General features: G+C 68.0%; 10 protein-coding genes. 1 reads left to right on the forward strand and 9 read right to left on the reverse strand.

From position 1 onward, the window contains the following. Positions 1–79: 79 nt before the first annotated feature. The 5 genes from eccCa to NF4_RS34360 form a co-directional block, all read right to left on the reverse strand. Complete coding sequence (eccCa, locus tag NF4_RS34340; protein ID WP_063131567.1) at positions 80–4,090, reverse strand: type VII secretion protein EccCa; 4,011 nt, start codon at positions 4,088–4,090, stop codon at positions 80–82. Beyond that, entirely contained in the window at positions 4,087–5,643 is a 1,557-nt protein-coding gene (eccB, locus tag NF4_RS34345; RefSeq protein ID WP_063131568.1) for a type VII secretion protein EccB, read from the reverse strand. The genes eccCa and eccB overlap by 4 nt, the downstream gene beginning before the upstream one ends. Positions 5,644–5,745: 102 nt before the next feature. Then, the gene (gene eccA, locus NF4_RS34350) at positions 5,746–7,503 is read right to left on the reverse strand and encodes a type VII secretion AAA-ATPase EccA (RefSeq protein WP_063131569.1); all 1,758 of its coding nucleotides are present in this window, start codon (positions 7,501–7,503) and stop codon (positions 5,746–5,748) included. Between the two features lie 642 nt (positions 7,504–8,145). Continuing rightward, positions 8,146–9,888, reverse strand: a complete 1,743-nt coding sequence (locus NF4_RS34355; protein ID WP_157120754.1) for a WXG100-like domain-containing protein — start codon at positions 9,886–9,888, stop codon at positions 8,146–8,148. Positions 9,889–9,912: 24 nt separating this feature from the next. Continuing rightward, positions 9,913–10,875, reverse strand: a complete 963-nt coding sequence (locus tag NF4_RS34360; protein WP_063131571.1) for a C40 family peptidase — start codon at positions 10,873–10,875, stop codon at positions 9,913–9,915. 335 nt (positions 10,876–11,210) lie between these two features. On the opposite strand from NF4_RS34360, the gene NF4_RS34365 reads away from it, so the two are divergent. After that, complete coding sequence (locus NF4_RS34365) at positions 11,211–12,188, forward strand: hypothetical protein (protein ID WP_157120755.1); 978 nt, start codon at positions 11,211–11,213, stop codon at positions 12,186–12,188. A 533-nt stretch (positions 12,189–12,721) separates the two neighbouring features. Here NF4_RS34365 and NF4_RS34370 read toward each other — a convergent pair. The 4 genes from NF4_RS34370 to NF4_RS34385 all read right to left on the reverse strand — a co-directional run bounded on the left by NF4_RS34370 (position 12,722) and on the right by NF4_RS34385 (position 18,091). Then, entirely contained in the window at positions 12,722–14,728 is a 2,007-nt protein-coding gene (locus tag NF4_RS34370) for a type VII secretion target (RefSeq protein ID WP_063131573.1), read from the reverse strand. A 91-nt stretch (positions 14,729–14,819) separates the two neighbouring features. Beyond that, complete coding sequence (locus tag NF4_RS34375; protein ID WP_063131574.1) at positions 14,820–17,378, reverse strand: hypothetical protein; 2,559 nt, start codon at positions 17,376–17,378, stop codon at positions 14,820–14,822. A gap of 9 nt (positions 17,379–17,387) precedes the next feature. Further along, positions 17,388–17,693 carry a hypothetical protein gene (locus NF4_RS34380; RefSeq protein ID WP_063131575.1) on the reverse strand — a complete coding sequence of 102 codons (306 nt, stop codon included), beginning with the start codon at positions 17,691–17,693 and terminating at the stop codon, positions 17,388–17,390. Positions 17,694–17,722: 29 nt separating this feature from the next. Further along, complete coding sequence (locus tag NF4_RS34385; RefSeq protein ID WP_063131576.1) at positions 17,723–18,091, reverse strand: hypothetical protein; 369 nt, start codon at positions 18,089–18,091, stop codon at positions 17,723–17,725. Between the last annotated feature and the right edge of the window lie 17 nt (positions 18,092–18,108).

Genomic DNA, 18,108 nt, shown 5'->3' on the forward strand with positions numbered 1-18,108 from the left:
GCGCAACAGAGCGGTACATGAAGTACGCTAGGCCATTCCCATTCATGGGGAGTCCCATTGAACAGCCGCGAGACAGCGATCATTCGGGGATCCAAGCGGACTGTACGAGGTCCTTCGTCGAAGTCAGCGGCTCCACCAGAATCCCTCGGCCCACGGGTTGTTTGGTGGGTCTCACATCGCCGATGAGCATGCCGTCCATCCTCGTTCCATCCATGATCAAACCCGAGGAGTTCAGGTTCTTCACCTGCCCGAGGACGGTGTCGTACATGGCCGAGTCCGCTTGTGCGATATTGCGGGCAACGATCAGGTGGAAGCCGGTGTCGCGGCCGTCGACGATGAGATCCCGCAGCGGGTCGAGTGGGTTCATCTGCCCACGCTGAACTACCATGTGGTAGTCGTCCACCACCACGAAGATCTCCGGACCACTCCACCAGGACCGCTCTTTGAGCTGCTGAGAGGTCACCCCGTCCGGGGCCCGGCGAGCACGGAGCTTCTCCGTGACGAACGGCAGATTGTCCACCACATCGCGGGCGCTGGTGAGATATCCGATCGACTGCTCTTCGGGTACCGCCTCCATATGCTGGCGACGGTAATCGATCAGCAGCACCCGGGCCTCGTCTTTCGTGAACCGGGTGCGGATGGATTCCAGTAGCGCCCCCAGCACGGTCGATTTTCCGCAACCGGTCGAACCGAGGATCACAAAATGGGTGGAGACGCCGAAGTCGATGACGGCCGGCCCCAGATCGGATTCACGGACACCGAACGGAACCGCGAGCCGTTCGGCCAGATTCGTGGGCTGCGGGACGCGTGCCAGGATCTGAGGCATCGTCACTTGGGCCGGCAGCAACCGGACCTCGGGTGTCTGCCGGCCCGCGTAGGTCTCGCTCACCTGGGTTATCGCCGCACTCAACCCCGCTGCCGCCGTATCGGCATCACCGTTACCGTCGGTGCGGGGCAGCGCGGTGAGCATATGGAGGGCATCGGTCGAGACACAGCGGCCGGGACGGTTCGGCGGCACCGCTGCCACCACGGCGCGGTGGGCGCCGAACACCGTATCGGTGAGGTCGCCGAGACGCATCTCCAGGCGCGTCTGGATCAGGTCCTTGAGCTGGGGCCGGATCGCCGCCCAGCGAGAACTGCTGATTACCAAATGCACGCCGTAATTGAGGCCCTGCAGCGCGACGGTCTCCATGGTCGGCATGTACTCGTCGTAGTACGGGCCGTTGACGGCGAATCCGATGTCCCAGCCGTCCACAACGACGAACACATCGCCGTGCTCGTCGCCGTAGGACGACAACTCGGCCGAGCCCTCGGCGGTGTTGCGGCGCCGCCGGAATTCACGCATGGAATCGATACCGAGATGGTCGAACAGCGCCTGCCGCGCTGCGATCAGATTGCGGATCAGCGCGAAGGTCCGCCGGATCCGGTCCACATCACGTGCCGAGGCCACCGAGCCCACATGCGGCAGTGCGCGCATCGCGGACAGGCCGCCGGAGAAGTCGAAGCAGTAGAACTGCACCTGTTCCGGTGTATGGGTCAGCGCGGCCGACAGGATGAGAGTCTGCAGCGCCGTGGATTTACCGGACTGCGGACCGCCCACGACCGCGACGTGTCCGCCCGCACCCGAGAGATCCACCGACCAGACGTCCTGGCGCTGCTGGCGCGGTTTGTCGATGATCGCCCACGGCAGCACGAGCGTGCCGGGTTCGGCCGCTGCGGTCAGCCTGTCCAGCGTGGGCGGAACGCCCAGCGGCGGCAGCCACATCTTGTGGGCCGGGCGGCCGTGCCGCGCGAATTGCTGCAGCACCGTCTCCATCACGCTCACCGGTTCGCTGTCGGTGTCCTCCGGTTCGGGCGCTCGTACGGCCGCCACCACCGGCGCCGGACGTGATTCCGCGATGAATGCGGAGGTGAACCGCTGCGGCGGTTTGTATCCGCCACCGGGTCGGCGAGCGCGTTGCGCACTGGAAGCGGTCGCCTGCGCCGGCGCGACATACGGTCCGCCGACATAGGCCGCTTGGAAGCGCTGCAGATCACCCGCGCCCACGCGCAGATAGCCGGAGCCCGGTTTCTTCGGCAGGTGGTAGGCGTCCGCGGTGCCGATGGCGTCACGGGAGTCGCTGGTCTGGTTGGTGCGTAGCGCGATCCGGTACGACAGATGGGCCTCGAGCTCACCCATCCGGTTGGCCGGCACCTTCTGTGAGGACAGCAGCAGGTGGATCCGCAGCGAGCGGCCCAGGCGGCCGATCGCGACGAACAGCTTCGAGAAGCTCGGATGCTGCTCCAGTAGTTCGGCGAACTCGTCGAGAATGATCATGAGCGTGGGCAGCGGCTCCAGCCGGGCACCCTGCTCACGCGCCTTCTCGTAGTCGGCGACGCTGGCGAAGTTCCCCGCGTCGCGCAGGATCCGCTGACGACGGGCCATCTCGCCGTTGATCACGTCTTCCATACGGGTGACGAGATCGGCCTCCTCCTCCATATTCGTGACCACCGCGGTCACATGGGAGAGCCGGTCGAAACCGAGAAAGGTGGCACCACCTTTGAAGTCGACGAGCAGCAGGTTGAGCACGTCCGGGGAATGCTCGGCGATCGCGGAGAGCACCAGGGTGCGCAGGAACTCCGATTTGCCGGAGCCGGTGGCGCCGATACACATTCCGTGCGGGCCCATGCCCTCCTCGGCGGATTCCTTGATATCCAGGTGCACCACCTGACCCGTGGGGTCGTGGCCGAACGGGATGTTCAACCGGTTGCGATCGGCGTCGCGGCGCACCGGCCACTGCCGGTCCACCCGGATATTGCCCGGATCGGCAATGCCGACCAGATCCTCCCATGAGGTGCTGCCACTGGCCTGTTCGGCGGCCACCGCCTCCACCACGGTGGACAACCGGTAGGGCGACAAGGTCCGTGCCACCGCGGTGGCCTGCGGGATCGACATATTGTCGGCAGTGCCGACCAACCGGCTACCGCGTGGTGTCAGTTCCTGCAGCGTGCGGTCCGCGGCAACGGTGAACTTCAGCGACCGTGGCAGCGACTGCTCGGCCTCGCCGAGCCGCAGCCAGGTGCAGCCGTCGATACCGGAGATATCCCGGTCGGTGTTCGCGCCACCGGATTCCACGATCAGCACATAGTGCGATTTGTCGAGCGCCGGCTCATTGTTCGCCGAGAACGGGCCGCGGTTGAGCCCCGCGAGTACCTTCGTCCGCAGTTCGGCCACGGTCCGGTACACCATGCGGCTCGATCCGACAGCGTCGGTTTCCGCGGGGTGCTGGGTATGCGGCAGCCATTTCAACCAGTCCCATTGCGGGTCATCCGGATTGTTGAGCACCGCCGCCACCGCGACCTGGTCCGGTCCGTGCAGGACTACGATCTCGGCCAGCATGGCCCGGACCAGACCGGCCACCGCGTCGGCGTCGCCGTCGAGGCCGACCAGCGGCGCCGACAGCAGATTGATCGCGACCGGCATCCCGCCGACTGTGGAATAGGCCTTCGCGAATCGGGTCAGCTCGACCACACCGACGGGGTCCAGATCCGAGGTGGGCGCCGCCTCCGGCACGATGACCCGGACCTGGTTGGCGATCCGTCCCCGCCCCATCCGCACACGCAGGAACTGGGGATTGGCGACCTGCACCTCCCACATCCGCTTACCGCCGACCAGACGACCCAGCCCGGCCGGGCCGGGATGGGTGTAGGACAGATAGTTGTAGAGTTCGGTTTCGGCCTCGTGCACCGTTTTCCGGTTGTCGGTGATCGAGCGCAGATAGTCCTTGCGTTCCTCGTTCAACCCCGCCGCGGTGCTGTTGGTTCCCCCACCCCCACCCAGCTGGCCGCCGAGCATGCCGAACATCGACACGATCATCATCATGGGGAACATCAACATCATCGGCGACATGGCCCGGCCGCCGGAGAACATCATCGCCATCATGCCGACCATGGCGCACACCATGATCACAGGCATGATCATCTTGAGTTTGGACATCGGCACCGGCCGCGGCAGCTCGGTCGGCGGCTGCAGCCGGAGTTCGGTGACAGCGGGAGCCTTCGGCCCGCGCACCATACGGGCCGGCCGGACGAAACGGCGCGTCGCGGTCATTTGTTCCCTGTCATCTGCGCACCCGTCATATTCGGCGGTATCCCGTCGTGTTGGATCATGGCGTCGCCGACCGAGAGTGTCGGACCTACGGCGAACAGCGAGATGATGCTCCACGGCGCCGGGACCGGGTCACGCAGCGCCAGTGCGGTGAGCGATGGATCCTTCCCGCCGCCGGCCTTCAAATCCGCATCGATGCCGTAGCGGACACCGCTGTCGGAGATCCAGAACAGCGATTCGCGCAGCGGTGAGCCGGGTTCGGCACCGGTGACCTGCACGAATTTGCCCGAGGTGCGGGGCAGGTAGGCGTAATCGGCGGTCATACCGCCCGAGTAGGGGGCGGTGACCAATCCAACGGTGCGGCCCTGTTCCTGCTTCGTGAGCGGCAGTTGCCTGCCGAAGAGCAACCGGGTATGCGCATCCGGATCGGTACCCGTGCGCTCCCAGTGGTAGCAGGTGATCAGGTCGCGAATGGGATCGAGGACTTCGACCGACTCGGCCGGATAGGTCGCGGTGCCCGGCCAATCGCCGGGACGTAGGTTCGCCGCCGCCACATCCGGCCCGATCGTTGTCGTAGCGACCGCACCGTGTGAGTTCGCGTTGCGCACGATGGACGCCAGCACCCCACTGACCCGCACCAGCCCGGAATTGGACACCAGGTAATAAGTGGCCGGCTGATTCGGCGTGGCAACCGTGACGATGGACCCGACCACCGCGTCGAGCGCCGGTTTCAGCGTCGTGGGGGTGCCGGATCCAGGGACGTCCGGCACCCGGATCGGCGCGACCTCGGGTATCGCCCCCAGAAGTCCGGGCGAAGCGGCGGCCACCTGTGCGTGGCTGTCGATCCCGAGGGCAAGCATCACCGGTGAATCGGCGAGATTGATCTCGGCGCGTACTACGCCCTGTTCCGGATCGGAATACACGAGCCACGTCGCGTCCTCACCGCGGAGCAGCCGGGCCTGGCGGCCGCTCAGTTCGTGCACTGCATCGCCGTCGACGGTGAGCGGCCCGGCGATGGCGGTGGTGAGCACCGCCGAACGCGACAGTGTCGGCAGGCCGGTCTCCTGGTCGACCGGTGCCGCGGCACCGGTTCGGGCGGTGTCACAGACGGTCCATTCGGAATCCTTCTCCGCCTCGTCGTTGATCTGCCCGGGCGCACCGGGTATTCCGACCCACGGGCCACGCGGATACTTCGCGAGCTCGGACTGCGACACCTCCACCGGTTTGGCCGGCTGCCCCACGATCAACCGGGCCGAGGTGAGGTTGAGGGCGGGATGCAGGCGTTCACCCAGCTTCACATACAGCGCACCGGTGTCCTTTTCGGCCAGGATCGGCGAATTCCCGACCGGTTTCGCGGGTTTGAAGAACGCCAGCACCGCGGCTCCGGCGATCCCCACACAGGCCAGCGCCACCCCGACCGCCAGCGCGGTGGACCGGCCGCGGGAGGGGTCGTCGATCATCGAGGCGTCGCGACGGACCAGAGCATGCTCGATCCGATGTAACAGGAACCGCCAACCCGAAACCTGGTGCTTGGTCACCACCCGGAAGCGTGCCACCGGTATACGTTCCTTCCGCCGACCTCGGCCACAACCTAACGCGCACGCCCGAACCGACCACTCCCCAGAATTGGGAACAGTCGGCCGGGAGGGTGGCGGGCGCTACTTTCCGACCGGCGCCAACCCCTGCAGCGCGGCGGTGATGTCGAAGGCGTCGATGGTCATCAGTTCTTCGTCGGTGAGCGCGGCGATATCCACATTGTCACGAGTGAACCGGAAATCCCGTTCCGCCTCGGCGGCCTCCACGACATTGCGCACGAAGCGACCGTTACCGGCGAGGTCGATGAGGCGGCGGCCGTTCTTGCTCTGCTCCGACATCATCGTGCAGCGGTCGCGCAGGACCTCCCGTGCCTGATCCGACAGGATCGAATCCTTCTTGCCGGCGATGTGGTCGGCGATCTGGACGAGTTCGTCCGGGTCGTAGCTGGGGAACCGGACCCGCTTGGTGAAACGTGACGACAGACCTTCGTTCGACTGCAGGAACCTGTCGATCTCGGCCTCGTAACCGGCGATGATCACGACCAGCTTGCTCCGGTCGTTCTCCATCCGGGCCAGCAGCGTATCGACTGCTTCCTTACCGAAGGCGTCACCACCGGACAGGCCCTCCTGGATCAGGGTGTAGGCCTCGTCGATGAAGAGCACGCCACCGAGCGCGGAGTCGATCAGCGCATTGGTCTTGGGTGCGGTATGGCCGAGATGGGTGCCGACCATATCGTTACGCGATGCCTCGATGACCTCGGCGTTCTCGACCACGCCGAGCCCGGCGAAGATCTTGGCGATAACTCGCGCGATGGTGGTCTTACCGGTACCGGGCGGCCCGGAGAAGATGAGGTGATTCGATCGTGAGTCGACCGCCAGGCCGCGCTTGGCCCGGACCTGGTCCATCAGTACACCGGATTTGAGCCGATCCACCTGTTCCTTGACCGAATCCATGCCGATCTGCGATTGCAGCAGCTTGGATGCCTCTTCCAGCAGTTCGTCGCGTTCGGCCTTGGCCGCGCTCGCCGCCACCTCGGCGGGATCGTCACCGGATTTGGGATCCCAGATATCGGTCCGGGAGGCGATCACAGCCGGAGTGGTGACCTCGAGCCGGAAATTCTTGTCCCGCACCGCCTGCTGCCAGTCCGGCCGGTTGGGCCACAGCCCCGACCCCTGCAGGCCCTTGAGGATCTTGTCGGCCGCGTCGTGCTCGCCGTTGTGCCGCAGAATCATGCCGAGCAGATAGTGCGCATCGGCCCAGATATAGGACAGACTCCCGGACTGACTGTCCTCCACGATCCGCTGTGCCCGCGGCAACGCCTCCCCGAATCTGCCGAGATGCGCCAGCGCACTGGCCGCCATCAGTTCGGCGGCGATATCGAGCAGACCGTCCTCGAGCACTGTCTTCGCGGCGCGGGCGGTGAGTACATCGGGCCAGCGCCCGGTCCGGTAGAACAGGGCGATCCGCGCGAAATCGGCGACATCGTCACCGCGCACCTCGTCCAGAATCGCGGCCGCTTCTTGCCATTCACCCCCGTCCGCGTACGCACACGCCTGCGCGATGGCGATCTGATCGCGATCGGCCATGGCGACCCGCAGGCCGAAGACGCCTATTTCGACCTGGCACCACAGCGCCCGGTCCACCAGGCCGGCGCGCTGCTGATCGCGGTAGAGATTGTGCGAGGAGCGGTAAGCACCGTAGATGACCTCGGACGTGACCTCCCCCGCCATGGCTCGTCCCAGCCAGGCGTCACACATATCCGGATCGATATCCGTGGCCGCCGTGAACGCCGCGCGGGCGTGCTCTTCGTTGCGCACCCCACCGGCGACCAATCCCAAACTCTGCACGCCCGTGTAGAACGCGTCTTCGGCCGCTGACAACTCGGACTTCCCTTCCGCCGACCCTCGCCTGCTGGCAGGTTAAGCCACCCGGGGGCGCCGGTAGGCGTCGGGTATTTCCCGGCACTGGGAAGTAGGCGCGCGAAACGCCGTCGGTCGAGTATTCGTCGCCGAAATCGGACGGGCGGTCCGGCACGGGCGTGAATCCGGACGAAAGCCGCACCACCCAACAAAGCACGAGCCCATCAGGGAACGAGCCGTAGTCCAACGATAAAATACCGGGCCGGTTTTGTGCCAGACCCCAGCACCCCGCCGTCGACAACCGGCGGGAGACCACATCCCGAATGCGTTGGACTGCGCATGAAATAGTCTGGCAGGACTCATATTCGGCGTCGGCGGCGACAGCCCCGCCCGGCTACCCGCCCGCTATCCGAACCGGACAAATTTCCCGCTCCTGATAATAGTGCCGTTGTTGAACGGCACATTATTTGCGGCTATAGTTGGCGGCAGGTCACCAGTTCCCTCATCCCTGATGACCTATTCCGCGGCGGCCGATGGAAACAGCGAGCCATCGGCCGCCGCACCCGAGGCGCCCGATCGAGCGAAGGCCGATTGCGCTCCGGGCCCGGCCGGAGATAGGCGTAAGCGCCCGGCCGGAGCGGCTGCGGAGGTACGCAGATCCGTTCACCCGCGCGGCGGCGGACCTTCGTCCGCGCGAACCGGCGCGGACACCACCGGCCCGCCGGTCTCCGATTGGTGCGCCCGGCCCGCCGATTCCCGTGCCTCGCTGTCCTTCCCTCCGGTGCCGTCCTTCCGATCCCGGTCGGCCGGTACAACGGGCGGTGGCGCATCCCCCTCCGCCGCCACAGCGGGAACCGCCGGCGCGGTGCGCTCGGCGGGCTTACCCCACGGCGTACGCGCCGGTGCGGACGCCGCGGCCGGTCGAGCCGACCAAGGGTTCTGCCGGGCGGGCCTCCGCCGACCGCCCGCGGTACGGCCCGGCTTCTCCCCGTCGGTCCCGCGGCGGCGACCGCGTCCCCCGGGTGCGGTGTTCCCGGATCCGGCGGGCGATCCACCCGGCGCGGACGCCTGACGATTCCACGGGCTGGCCGGGCCGCCGCCACTTCCGGTCGACGCGCTCCCGGGATCACCGATCCGGCCGGGCGGAATGCTCGTGGCGTCCACGCCCCGGGCCGAATCCGCACCACCCGAACTGCCTCCCTGCGCCGACTGCTCGACCCGACCCCCCGCGTCGCCCGGGTTCGCGCCGGACGACGCCGGCGTCCGGGTAGTGGCGGACTCCGGCTCTTGGCCGCCCACGACCGGTGGCCGTTCCCCACGAGACTCCGCCGATTGCGCGTCGACCGCGGGACTCTCGGCGGTGGGACCCGGAGTCTGCAGATCCCCGGTCTGCCCCGGTCCGGTTCCGGGGCTCGCGCCCGGCACACCACTCTGCCCGGCAGCGGCCGGCCCCGCCGCAGGCGAACCCGTCGTACTCGGCGGCGGAGCCTCCGCCGCCGGGGACCTCTCGTCGGCGCGAACAGGCGCTCCCGCGTCCTGGGCAGGCACTGGGCCGGCGGTGGTCCCGGGTATCCAGTTCCGCGGCGTAGCGGCCACTTCCTGCTGAACCGGTGCGCCCGCAACCGGGGTGTTCGAGGGTCCGCCCGACTGGGTCACCGGAGCACTCGCAGCGGGCAGGCCCACCGGCGTCGTGAAATCGAGCGCCGCGACACCGGTGGCGAACTTCTCCGCGTGTTTCATGATGTCGTCGGCGTGGTCGTCGAGGACCTGGGCGTAGCGGCGCACCTCGTCGGGATCGATGTACACGACGTCCTTGCCGCCGGTGTCGACGCCCAGCAGATCGGCGGTGGTGTTGTAGACCACGCCGTTGATCATGTCCGCGACCGCGTCCTCGAGCGGCTCGATGGCCATACCCAGGACCTCGGCCACGATGTAGCCGATGAGCATCTCCTCCATGGCCTTGACCAGCTGCCGGGCCGCGAGTGAAATGGACTGGCTCAGTGCCACAGAGGCCCCCGAGGTCGCCACGGTGGCTGCCATCGCCCCGGCATAGGCGGCCGCCAGCACCGCGAGCTCGGTCAGTACCACCACCTTCACCGCGGTGATCACCTCGGCCGCGATCTCCAGCGCCGTCGCCACGGCCCGGCACAACTCGTCGAGCCTTTCCATATGCGACGAACTCAAGCTCGCCCAGGACGCCACCAGCGCGCGATACGACTGCCCCTGGTAGACCGATCCCATGTCGGTGATCGCGCCGGTCGCCGCGCCGTGGGTCGCAGCGACCTCGTCGGCGAAAGTACGGACGTGACCGGCCAGTTCCCGAACCTGGTCCTCGTTGATATCCGGATACGGGACGCCGATGAAGTTCAGGAACATCGCCACTTCGTGTGGTATCTCGATAGCCAAGGGCGAGAGTTCCGCTCAGACGATTCAGACGACCCGTACCACGACAGCACTGGGTGGCATGGGCGAATAGGTAACCGTGGCACCGGAATAGGGCGCCTCGATCACCATACCGTTGCCGGCGGCGAGTTGAACATGTTCCGGCCCACGAGAGCTGAACGACGCCGCCGGGAACACCAGATCACCGGCGCGCACCTCACGGGGATCGATCCGTTCACCGGCGTAGATCTGATCGTAGGTGGTCCGCGGCAGGACCACCTCGCCGTTGGTGGCCTGCGCGATGGCGTACTGGGTCAGCCCGGAGCAGTCGAAACCGCCCCCGCTGGGCCCGCCGGCGCCACCGCCACCCCAGATATAAGGCAGGCCGAGCGCACCGTCGGCGGCCTGCGCGGCCCGCCCGCCTCGGGTCTTGTCCCAGTTGCGGCGTATACCGCGCCGGGTGGGCTGATTCGCGGCCTGTTGACCGGACACCATGCGGGGGCGCCGCCGCCGCCTTTTCCGGGGCGGGGTGGACGCTTTTCGAGTGCGCTCGGCGAGCGCCACCGGCGGCATTATCTGAGCCGCCTGTCTGCGTGCCGCGTCGATATCGGCGTTCACCTGCCTGGTCGCGTTTGTGATGGTCTGCTGGGCCGAATCGAGTATGGCCGGGCCGCTGAACCGGGTGTCACCGATAGTGGTGATGGCCTGAATCCGCGCCTGGAGATCCGAGATCTGACTGCTCAGCACCCCGCGCCCGTTCAGCGTCCCGGCCCCCGACTCACCGACGGTCTTGGTGACGACACCGTCCCGCCCGTATTGGGTGTCGAGCACCGTACGCTGGATGCCCAGCGCGTCACCGTAGCCGCGGGCACCCCCACCGGACAGCCGGGAGACGTCCGCCGCCATGGATTGCGCGAGCACGGCGGCCGCACGTTCGGACGGCTGCCCGGCCCCGTACAGCCCGAGCAGCTCGCGCAACACACCGTGCACATCATCGGTCAGTGCCGGCATGCGATCAGCTCACCCTCGCTCATCGCACCGACTTACCTCTCTGCCCCAGCACCCCGGGCAATTCCTCGGCAATCAAGCCTATGTTGTCCGTTCGACTATGCGACAACACGCGAATGAACGGCATTTCTCCTATTCCCATCTCTAGGAAGACAACACAATGAAGAAGACATCACGGGAGGCGACGGCAGCGGATGGATACAGCGACGGCAGACGCGGATATCGACACCCCCGGAACGCAACCGGACGATCGGCGGCACCCAGGCGGCCTCCGCCCGGGTGACCCACGCCCCGGTCGGCCGGTCCCCGGCGCCCCGGAGGACCGGCCGACCACCCTGATGAGCAGAACGGATCCCGCCACCGGCAAACCCGTCGCGGCGAGCGCCGACGGTCCGGCCACCGAGGGCGGGTTACTGGTCGCCGAGCGAGCGGGCCCCGCGAAGCCATTGCACAAGGTCGAGCTGGTTCGGATGAAGGTGGACTCCGAAACCAACAGTATCGTGAACAATTTCATAGCCGACGCCGAGGACGCGATGCAGAAATCGGTGGACGTGCTCGGGTTCGGCCGGTCCGATCCCCCACCTCCGCCGCGCGGTGGCAGAACGCCGACCAAGGTCCAGGCCGCGTATATGCCGGGCTCGGGCAAGGGCGTCGAGTTGTACAAGCAGCAGGTGTCCTCGGCGAGCGCGCGACAGGATTCGCTGGTCGATATGGACTCGCAGGTGGACGGAACCTCGCAGGTGGTCGCCGCCGAACAGGCACAGACGCTGCTGAAGATCGTTCATATCGAAGGCGACTTGAACGCCGCCTTGCTGACGGTCGCGTCGAAGAAGCTCAGTTCCACCGAAGCGGCCGCGGTGATGGACCATATCGCCGCAGCGGTGGTGAAGGTGGACGAAGTGGTCACGGCCGCCCAGGACGTGAACGTCGGCGCCGCCGGCGGTGGATCCGGTTCGGGTGGGTCCACCGGTGGCGGAACCGGTGGCGCCGCCGGTGCCGCGGGAGCGGCGGCGGGCGGTCTCGGTTCCATGCTGCCGATGCTGGCCATGCTGCCGATGGCGCTCATGCCCATGCTCGGCCAGCTGCCCGAGCTCCTCGGTCAGAACAAAGACAAAGACAAAGACGGGGAGGACGAGGACGAGCCCGAAGGGCAGCCCGCCCCCTCGGCCCAGGTCGCAGCCTCCGACCCGACGGCACCCGCTCCGCCCGGCGGCGCGACGCCCACACCGGGCGAGAATCCAGCGCCGAATCCGGGTTCGACCGACCCGCAGAACAATATTCCGTACGGCCCGACAACTCCCAGCAAACAGGTCTAGAGCATATGCCGTAGCCGGTTTCCCCTGGCTGTCCGGGAACGAGCGCACCCCCACGCTCTATGTGCCTCCGCGTCGACGGCTCGGACAGCGTGCTACCGACAGTACGGACCACCCGCGCTGGATCCGAGCGGTACTGCGAACCAGCCGACGATGCATGCCCGGCTCACTCATCGGCCCGAGTCTTCGGCGGCGTTCTCCGGGCGCCGAAGCCGATGTTCCCGAACGGCCTCCGCAGGCGGGTGAATCCCCTGTGCCCGGGTGAGCCGCGACCACCTACCAGTTGGGCGATATCCGGCCACGTCTGCCGTCAGGGCTGTTCAGAACGAATTTCATCAGGGGCCGGTGCACTCATACCGGAACCGGCGGCGGTCGCGGACGATCTGGCGCGGCTCACCGAACAGAGTCTGCTGACCGCCGTCATGTCCGGGTCGGGTACTCGGTACCGGGCCCGGCGGCATCGATTGCTCTCGCGGCGCGGCTTCCCGCAGGCAGACCCTCCGCATGAGACGAAGCGGAGGTCTGCCATCGCGATCTCAGGACGAGGAGTCCCGCGTCTCGGGCGGCGGTGCCACCGACGGCGGCAGCACGCCGCGCGGCGGACCACCGGTCTCGGGAGCGGCGACCGCGCCGGTCGGCGGGCCGCTCGCACTCGGTGGCGCCGACTCCGTGACGGCGCCGGCCTGTTCTGCCGGAGCCGAAACCCCGGCCCCGCCGGCGACCGGCCGCACCACCTGCTCCTCGGTACCCGTGGCCACAGCCGCCGGAGCAGCCACGAACGAGGGGTGGGCGAGGATCTCCTGGTGCGCGTATACCGCATCGCGCAGGACTTGCCGGTCCGGCTCCTCCGCCAGTAGCGCCACCAGCTCGTTGCAGCGCCGATCCCACACCATGGCCCGCAGTGCGTTCACTTCGTCATCCACCCGGATGGCGCCGAGATCGACCCGGCCCACATCGAGCCGCTGCGACACCATCTCCGCGGCAAGGAGGTCGTCCGCGTCGCGGAGTTCGTCCCACCAGGACGTGGGCACATCCTCGCCGGCCTGCACCTTCGCCAGGATCCGATCCCGGATCGCACGCGAACCGGAGCTGTCGAAATGCTGCGAAACGGAGCGGCCGAGCTGAGCATGAGCGTCCAGGGCAAGTTCCACGATGCGCCTGTGCACCTGGGCGTCCGGCACCGCCGCCACCGATTCCAGCGCGGGACCGGAACCGGTGAGGCCGAGCCGGTCGGTGGTATCGGGGGTGAGCACCCGGAGATCGAGATCGGACCCGGGCTCGACGAGACCCTGCATGGCGACCTCGCTCAGCCGGCTCCGCAGGCCGGGGTCGATCGGGCCGGAGGAGGCGATCGCGGAAAGCACCGCATTGGCTTTCGCGCCCCACACCCGGCCGAATTCGGCCAGGGTTCGTGCCGGGTCCGAAATCCCCTCCCACGGTGCGGCGACCTCGCCGTCGGCACCGAGCAGTTCGTCCCATAGCCACGGTGTCGACACCTGGCGCGGCAGGAAGAGACCGGCGGGAAGCCAGCCCCGGCCCTCGTTGGAGGTGATGAACAGACCCGCACCGGCAGGACCGCGCAATACCGCTACCGCCCAGGTTATTCCCACCGCCTCGTCGGTAGCGGCCAGAACCGCCTGGAGCAGGGTCTTGGCGATGAGAAGGTCTTCGTTCACCGCGTCGCCGACGATGTAGGCAGGCTCGGCTTCCTTGTCCTTCGCCGAGGCCACTGCCGAGTTGAACGGTGTCGGAGTCCCGACGACCGGGACGGCGGTCCCGTCCTGTGCGTTCGCGCCGCCGGCCGGGGTCGTGGTCGTGCCGCGGTCGTCGCCCGAGCCGGCGCCGACGCCGGGGAGGCCGCCGACCAGCGCGCCACCGGGTGGAACCGTTCCGGCACCGGACGGGGCGCCGGAGACGGCATTATTGCCCGCCGGTGCGGTTCCTGCGCCCGCAGTGTGCTCGGTGGGCGGGACCGCGCCGGGCGTGGCGGTGACGCCACCGGCGGCAATGCCGTTCTGGCCCTGTCCGGGCGGGGCACCGCTCGGGCCCTGTCCGGCACCGTTCGCGGCGGCCGCCGGATTCATCTGCTCCGGCGGCGTCGACGGACCGAAGCCCGCGCCGGCGCCCGGCCCGGTGACCACAGGTGCACCCATTTGACTGTTGGGGGCTGTCGAATTGGGAGCGAACCCTGCCGTGACCGGATCGCCGAAGGTCCCGACGCGACCGCCGACGTCCTCGCCCGAACGGTTGACGCTCGCGGCGGCTTCGGCGTCGGTCCGCTCATAGGCATCCGCGGATTCTCGCAGCGAGGCGGCGGTTTGCTCGTGTTCCCTGGCCAGGGCCTCGCCGGCGCGTAGCCGAGCGTCGTAGTACCGTTCCAGCGCTTCCTTGACCGGATTGGCGATTTTGCCGTAGGTGGGTTCGAAGTTGGCGAGCCATTCGGATGGCGGCTGGGCCCATTCCCGGGTCTCCGCCGCTACTTGATCGTGCTGGAGTGCCAGCTGACGCAGTACCGCAGGGTCGATATCCAACCATTCCGGCATGCTCGATCAATCCTTTCCCACCAGCGATTCTCCTCATTGTCGATTCTTCCCAACTATGGGGAGATCCTACGGTCGGGAAAAGACGCTGTTTTCACCGTCGATCACCAGTGGTGACCGTGGACCGCCGCGGTGCCGGTGGGGCCGCCGGCGGCGCCGCGAACAGCGGATGTCCCAGCACCTGGGCGTGCGCGTACACCGAGTCGCGCAGTGTCTGGCGCGATTTCTCCTCCGACAAGAGCAGAACCAACTCGTTGCAGCGGCGTTGGAAAGTGAGTGCACGCAATATCGAGAGTTCCGAGCCAGGGTCGAGGTCGGCCGCGCCGGAACGGAGTTCCCCGAGCCCGATTCGACTGGTGTCGGCGCGGTGTCCGAGCACGGTCGCGGCGATCAGATCGTCGGCATCCTGGAGTTCCTCCCACCAACTGTCGGCGAACTCGCGGCCGTCGCGCAGCGCACGCAGGATCCGCAGCCTGATCTCCGGCGCCTCCATCGTGTCCACCGTCGCGAGTTCCGCTCGCTGGACCCGGATATGCGCGTCGACCGCCAGCTCCAGACAGCGCAGCGCGATATCGCGGTCGATGACCTTGGCCGCGCGGTCGAGCAGGCGGGTCGAGGACGTGATCCCCAGGCGATCCAGCGTGCCCGGGGCGGGACTGCGCAGATCCATGGTGTCCGAGGCCGCCACCGACCCGGCCAGCGCGACGGTGCCGAGCCGCGCGCCGAGCACGGGATCCATGGGCTGCGACGAGGCCAGCGCGGACAATTTCGAACCGGACTTCGCACCCCAGGCGATCGCGAACTCCACCAGGATCCGAGCGGGGTCCGCCGTACCTTCCCACCCCGACCCCTCGGATACGGCCCACAGCCACGGCAGCGACACTTCGGTGGGCAGATGGAGCCGGGCAGGCAACCAGCCGCGGCCCTCGTTCGACGTGACGAACGCGCTGACCCCGCTGGAGTGGCGCAGAATCGCCACTGCCCAGTCCACACCGACGACCCAGGAATCGGTGGCCGCACGGATCCCGCCCAGTAGTGTGCGCGCGAGGACCAGGTCCCCGTCGACACGTTCGCCGACCACGAAGGCCGGTGCGGACGCCGAGATCATGGCGGCGCCGACAGCATCCTGTACGAAATCGCCCGGCCCGCGGGACTTCCCGGCGCCCGGATCACTGTCCGGCACCGGCACCATCTGTTTTCCGCCAGGCGGCGCGCTGACCCCCTGCTGGGACGCGGAGGCGAGCGCTTTACCGGTCGCGCCCGGCCCGCGCTGCGATTCGACCGGTCCCACCGCGCTCCGGCCGGCCTGTGCCGATGTCACCGCCGCAGGGGTGGTGCCGGCGGCGCCGCTCACTGCCGGACTACTGGTCGGAGCCGCGGTGCCGGCGCCGGTTGTCGCCGGAGCCGTGGTTGTTCCCGCGACCGGACCCAGCGCCGCCGGCAGTACCGGCGGCACGGCCCCCGCAGGCGCACTCTCGGCATCGGACTCCGGCGTGGTGTGTGTACCGGCGGGCCGGGCAAGACCCCAGGTCTCCGGCGTATCGGCACCGTCGTGGGCCGAGACCTCACGGTCTGGCGGCGCGGATTCGTCAGGCCCGCCGCCGGTCTCGGTGCTCGACGATTCGCTGGATTCGGTGGATTCGTCGACAGCGGCCGTATCGGCGCCGGTCTCGGCACCGTCCCCACCGGTTTCGGCCGGTGGGGCCGCGTCCTCCACCTGGTCTCCCGGCTGCGGCACTCCGGGCCCCACGGTTACCGGGCTCGTTTCCGCCGGCGCCGGACCAGCGGTATCGGTCGGCCCGCCCGGCTCCGTGAGCGCGGGCGGCATATCTTCGGTGCCCACCGGTGGTTGCACGTCGAGGGCAGGCGGCGGCCCGGACACCGGCGGGCCCGGCTGCGGATGTAGCAGGTCGTCGATCAGGTCTATGAGGATCTGCCCGAAGATCGGATCGGGTCGCACGGGCCGGTCGTGGCCGGGAACCCAGGGCCCGGGTTCGAACCCGGGCCCGTGGTGGCGCGGAACGTCGTGGTGCCGCCCGGGCCCGCCGGGGGTTCCGGGTCCGCGGGGTGCCACACCGGGAACGCCCCCACCCTTGCGCCACGGTCCCGGTTGCCCTAGAGCTTCGGCGATATCGTCCAGCCGCGGTAGCCCCTGCGGCCCCAGCGAACTCAGTGCGGCGGCGACGATATCGCGCACATCTCCCCGGGCATCGGCCAGGATGGCCTCCGTCGCCTGACGATCGGCTTCGGCCTCGGCCGCATCGCCTTCCTCACCGTCGTCGTTGTTGTCCCCCCGCGTGGCCTGCTCGATCCGTTCGGCGGCATCGGCGACCACGTCGAGGATCTGGTTACGGGTACGCCGGACCACGTCACCGAAGGTATCGAAGGTATCCGCGGCGGCGGAGAGAGCGGCCGCGAACGCCCGGGGATTCTCCTCCAACGCCACGAGCGCCCGCCGGATCTCCGCCAGACCCACCGACTGCTGGACCGTCTGTTCGAATGCGCGCCGTGCCTGCTCCACATCGACCAGGTTCAGGGCGGCGGCACCCTCACGAGCGTTGTCCGCCAAACCGTGCCAGGCCGACGGCGGTATCTGCGGCCAGCGGTCCCCGACGATCCGGTCCCAGTACGGGCTCGTCTGCTCCGGCGCCATCGTGTCCGATCAGACCGCGGCAGAGCGCACGGTCGCCTGACCGTCGATATCGGCGTTCGACAGTACGGTCGTGCCGTAACCGGTGGCCTCGACGGTAATTCCGGACTGTTCCGCGACGTCGGCTGCCGCAGTAGTGAAGGTGTCGCGAATCCAGTCCAGTTTGCCGGTCATATCACGGTCCAGCGGCGACTCGGCTTTCGATTGCAATACCAGCGAATCCACGGTGGTACCGACATCATCGGTCATCACCGTGAGCGCCCCGGCGGCATCACCGACAGTCGCCTTCACCGCGTCGAGGGAGAGGATGTTCACCATGGTTGTGTCCTGTCTGTCCGGTGCGAGGGTCAGGCCGGGCGGAGGCCGAAAGCCTCGTCTTCCATGGTCTGATAGGTGGCCTCGGTCGGCAGGCCGAACGAGTCGATCGTGTAGGAGCGAGCGCCGTTGGACTCCATCTCGCGCCGCAGACCGAGGCGCGATTTGGCGTGTGCGAGCGCGGCCACCTTGAGTATCTCCGCACTCAACCAGCTGTCACCGTTGTCCTGCGCCTCGTCGGTGATGTGCAACCCGACGATCTCACCGTCCCGGTCGCAGGCCACTCCGACGGTGTGATCGGGGTTGAACACCTCGTGTATCTGCGGGGCGGCCGCGGATTTGGTGGCCGCACCTTCGTCCTGATCGTCTTCGATATCGTCGTAGTCGAAATCGTCGTTCATCTTCTTCTCCTGCGGAT

Origin of the sequence: Nocardia fusca NBRC 14340 (assembly GCF_001618425.1) — a bacterium.
Classification (GTDB): domain Bacteria; phylum Actinomycetota; class Actinomycetes; order Mycobacteriales; family Mycobacteriaceae; genus Nocardia; species Nocardia fusca.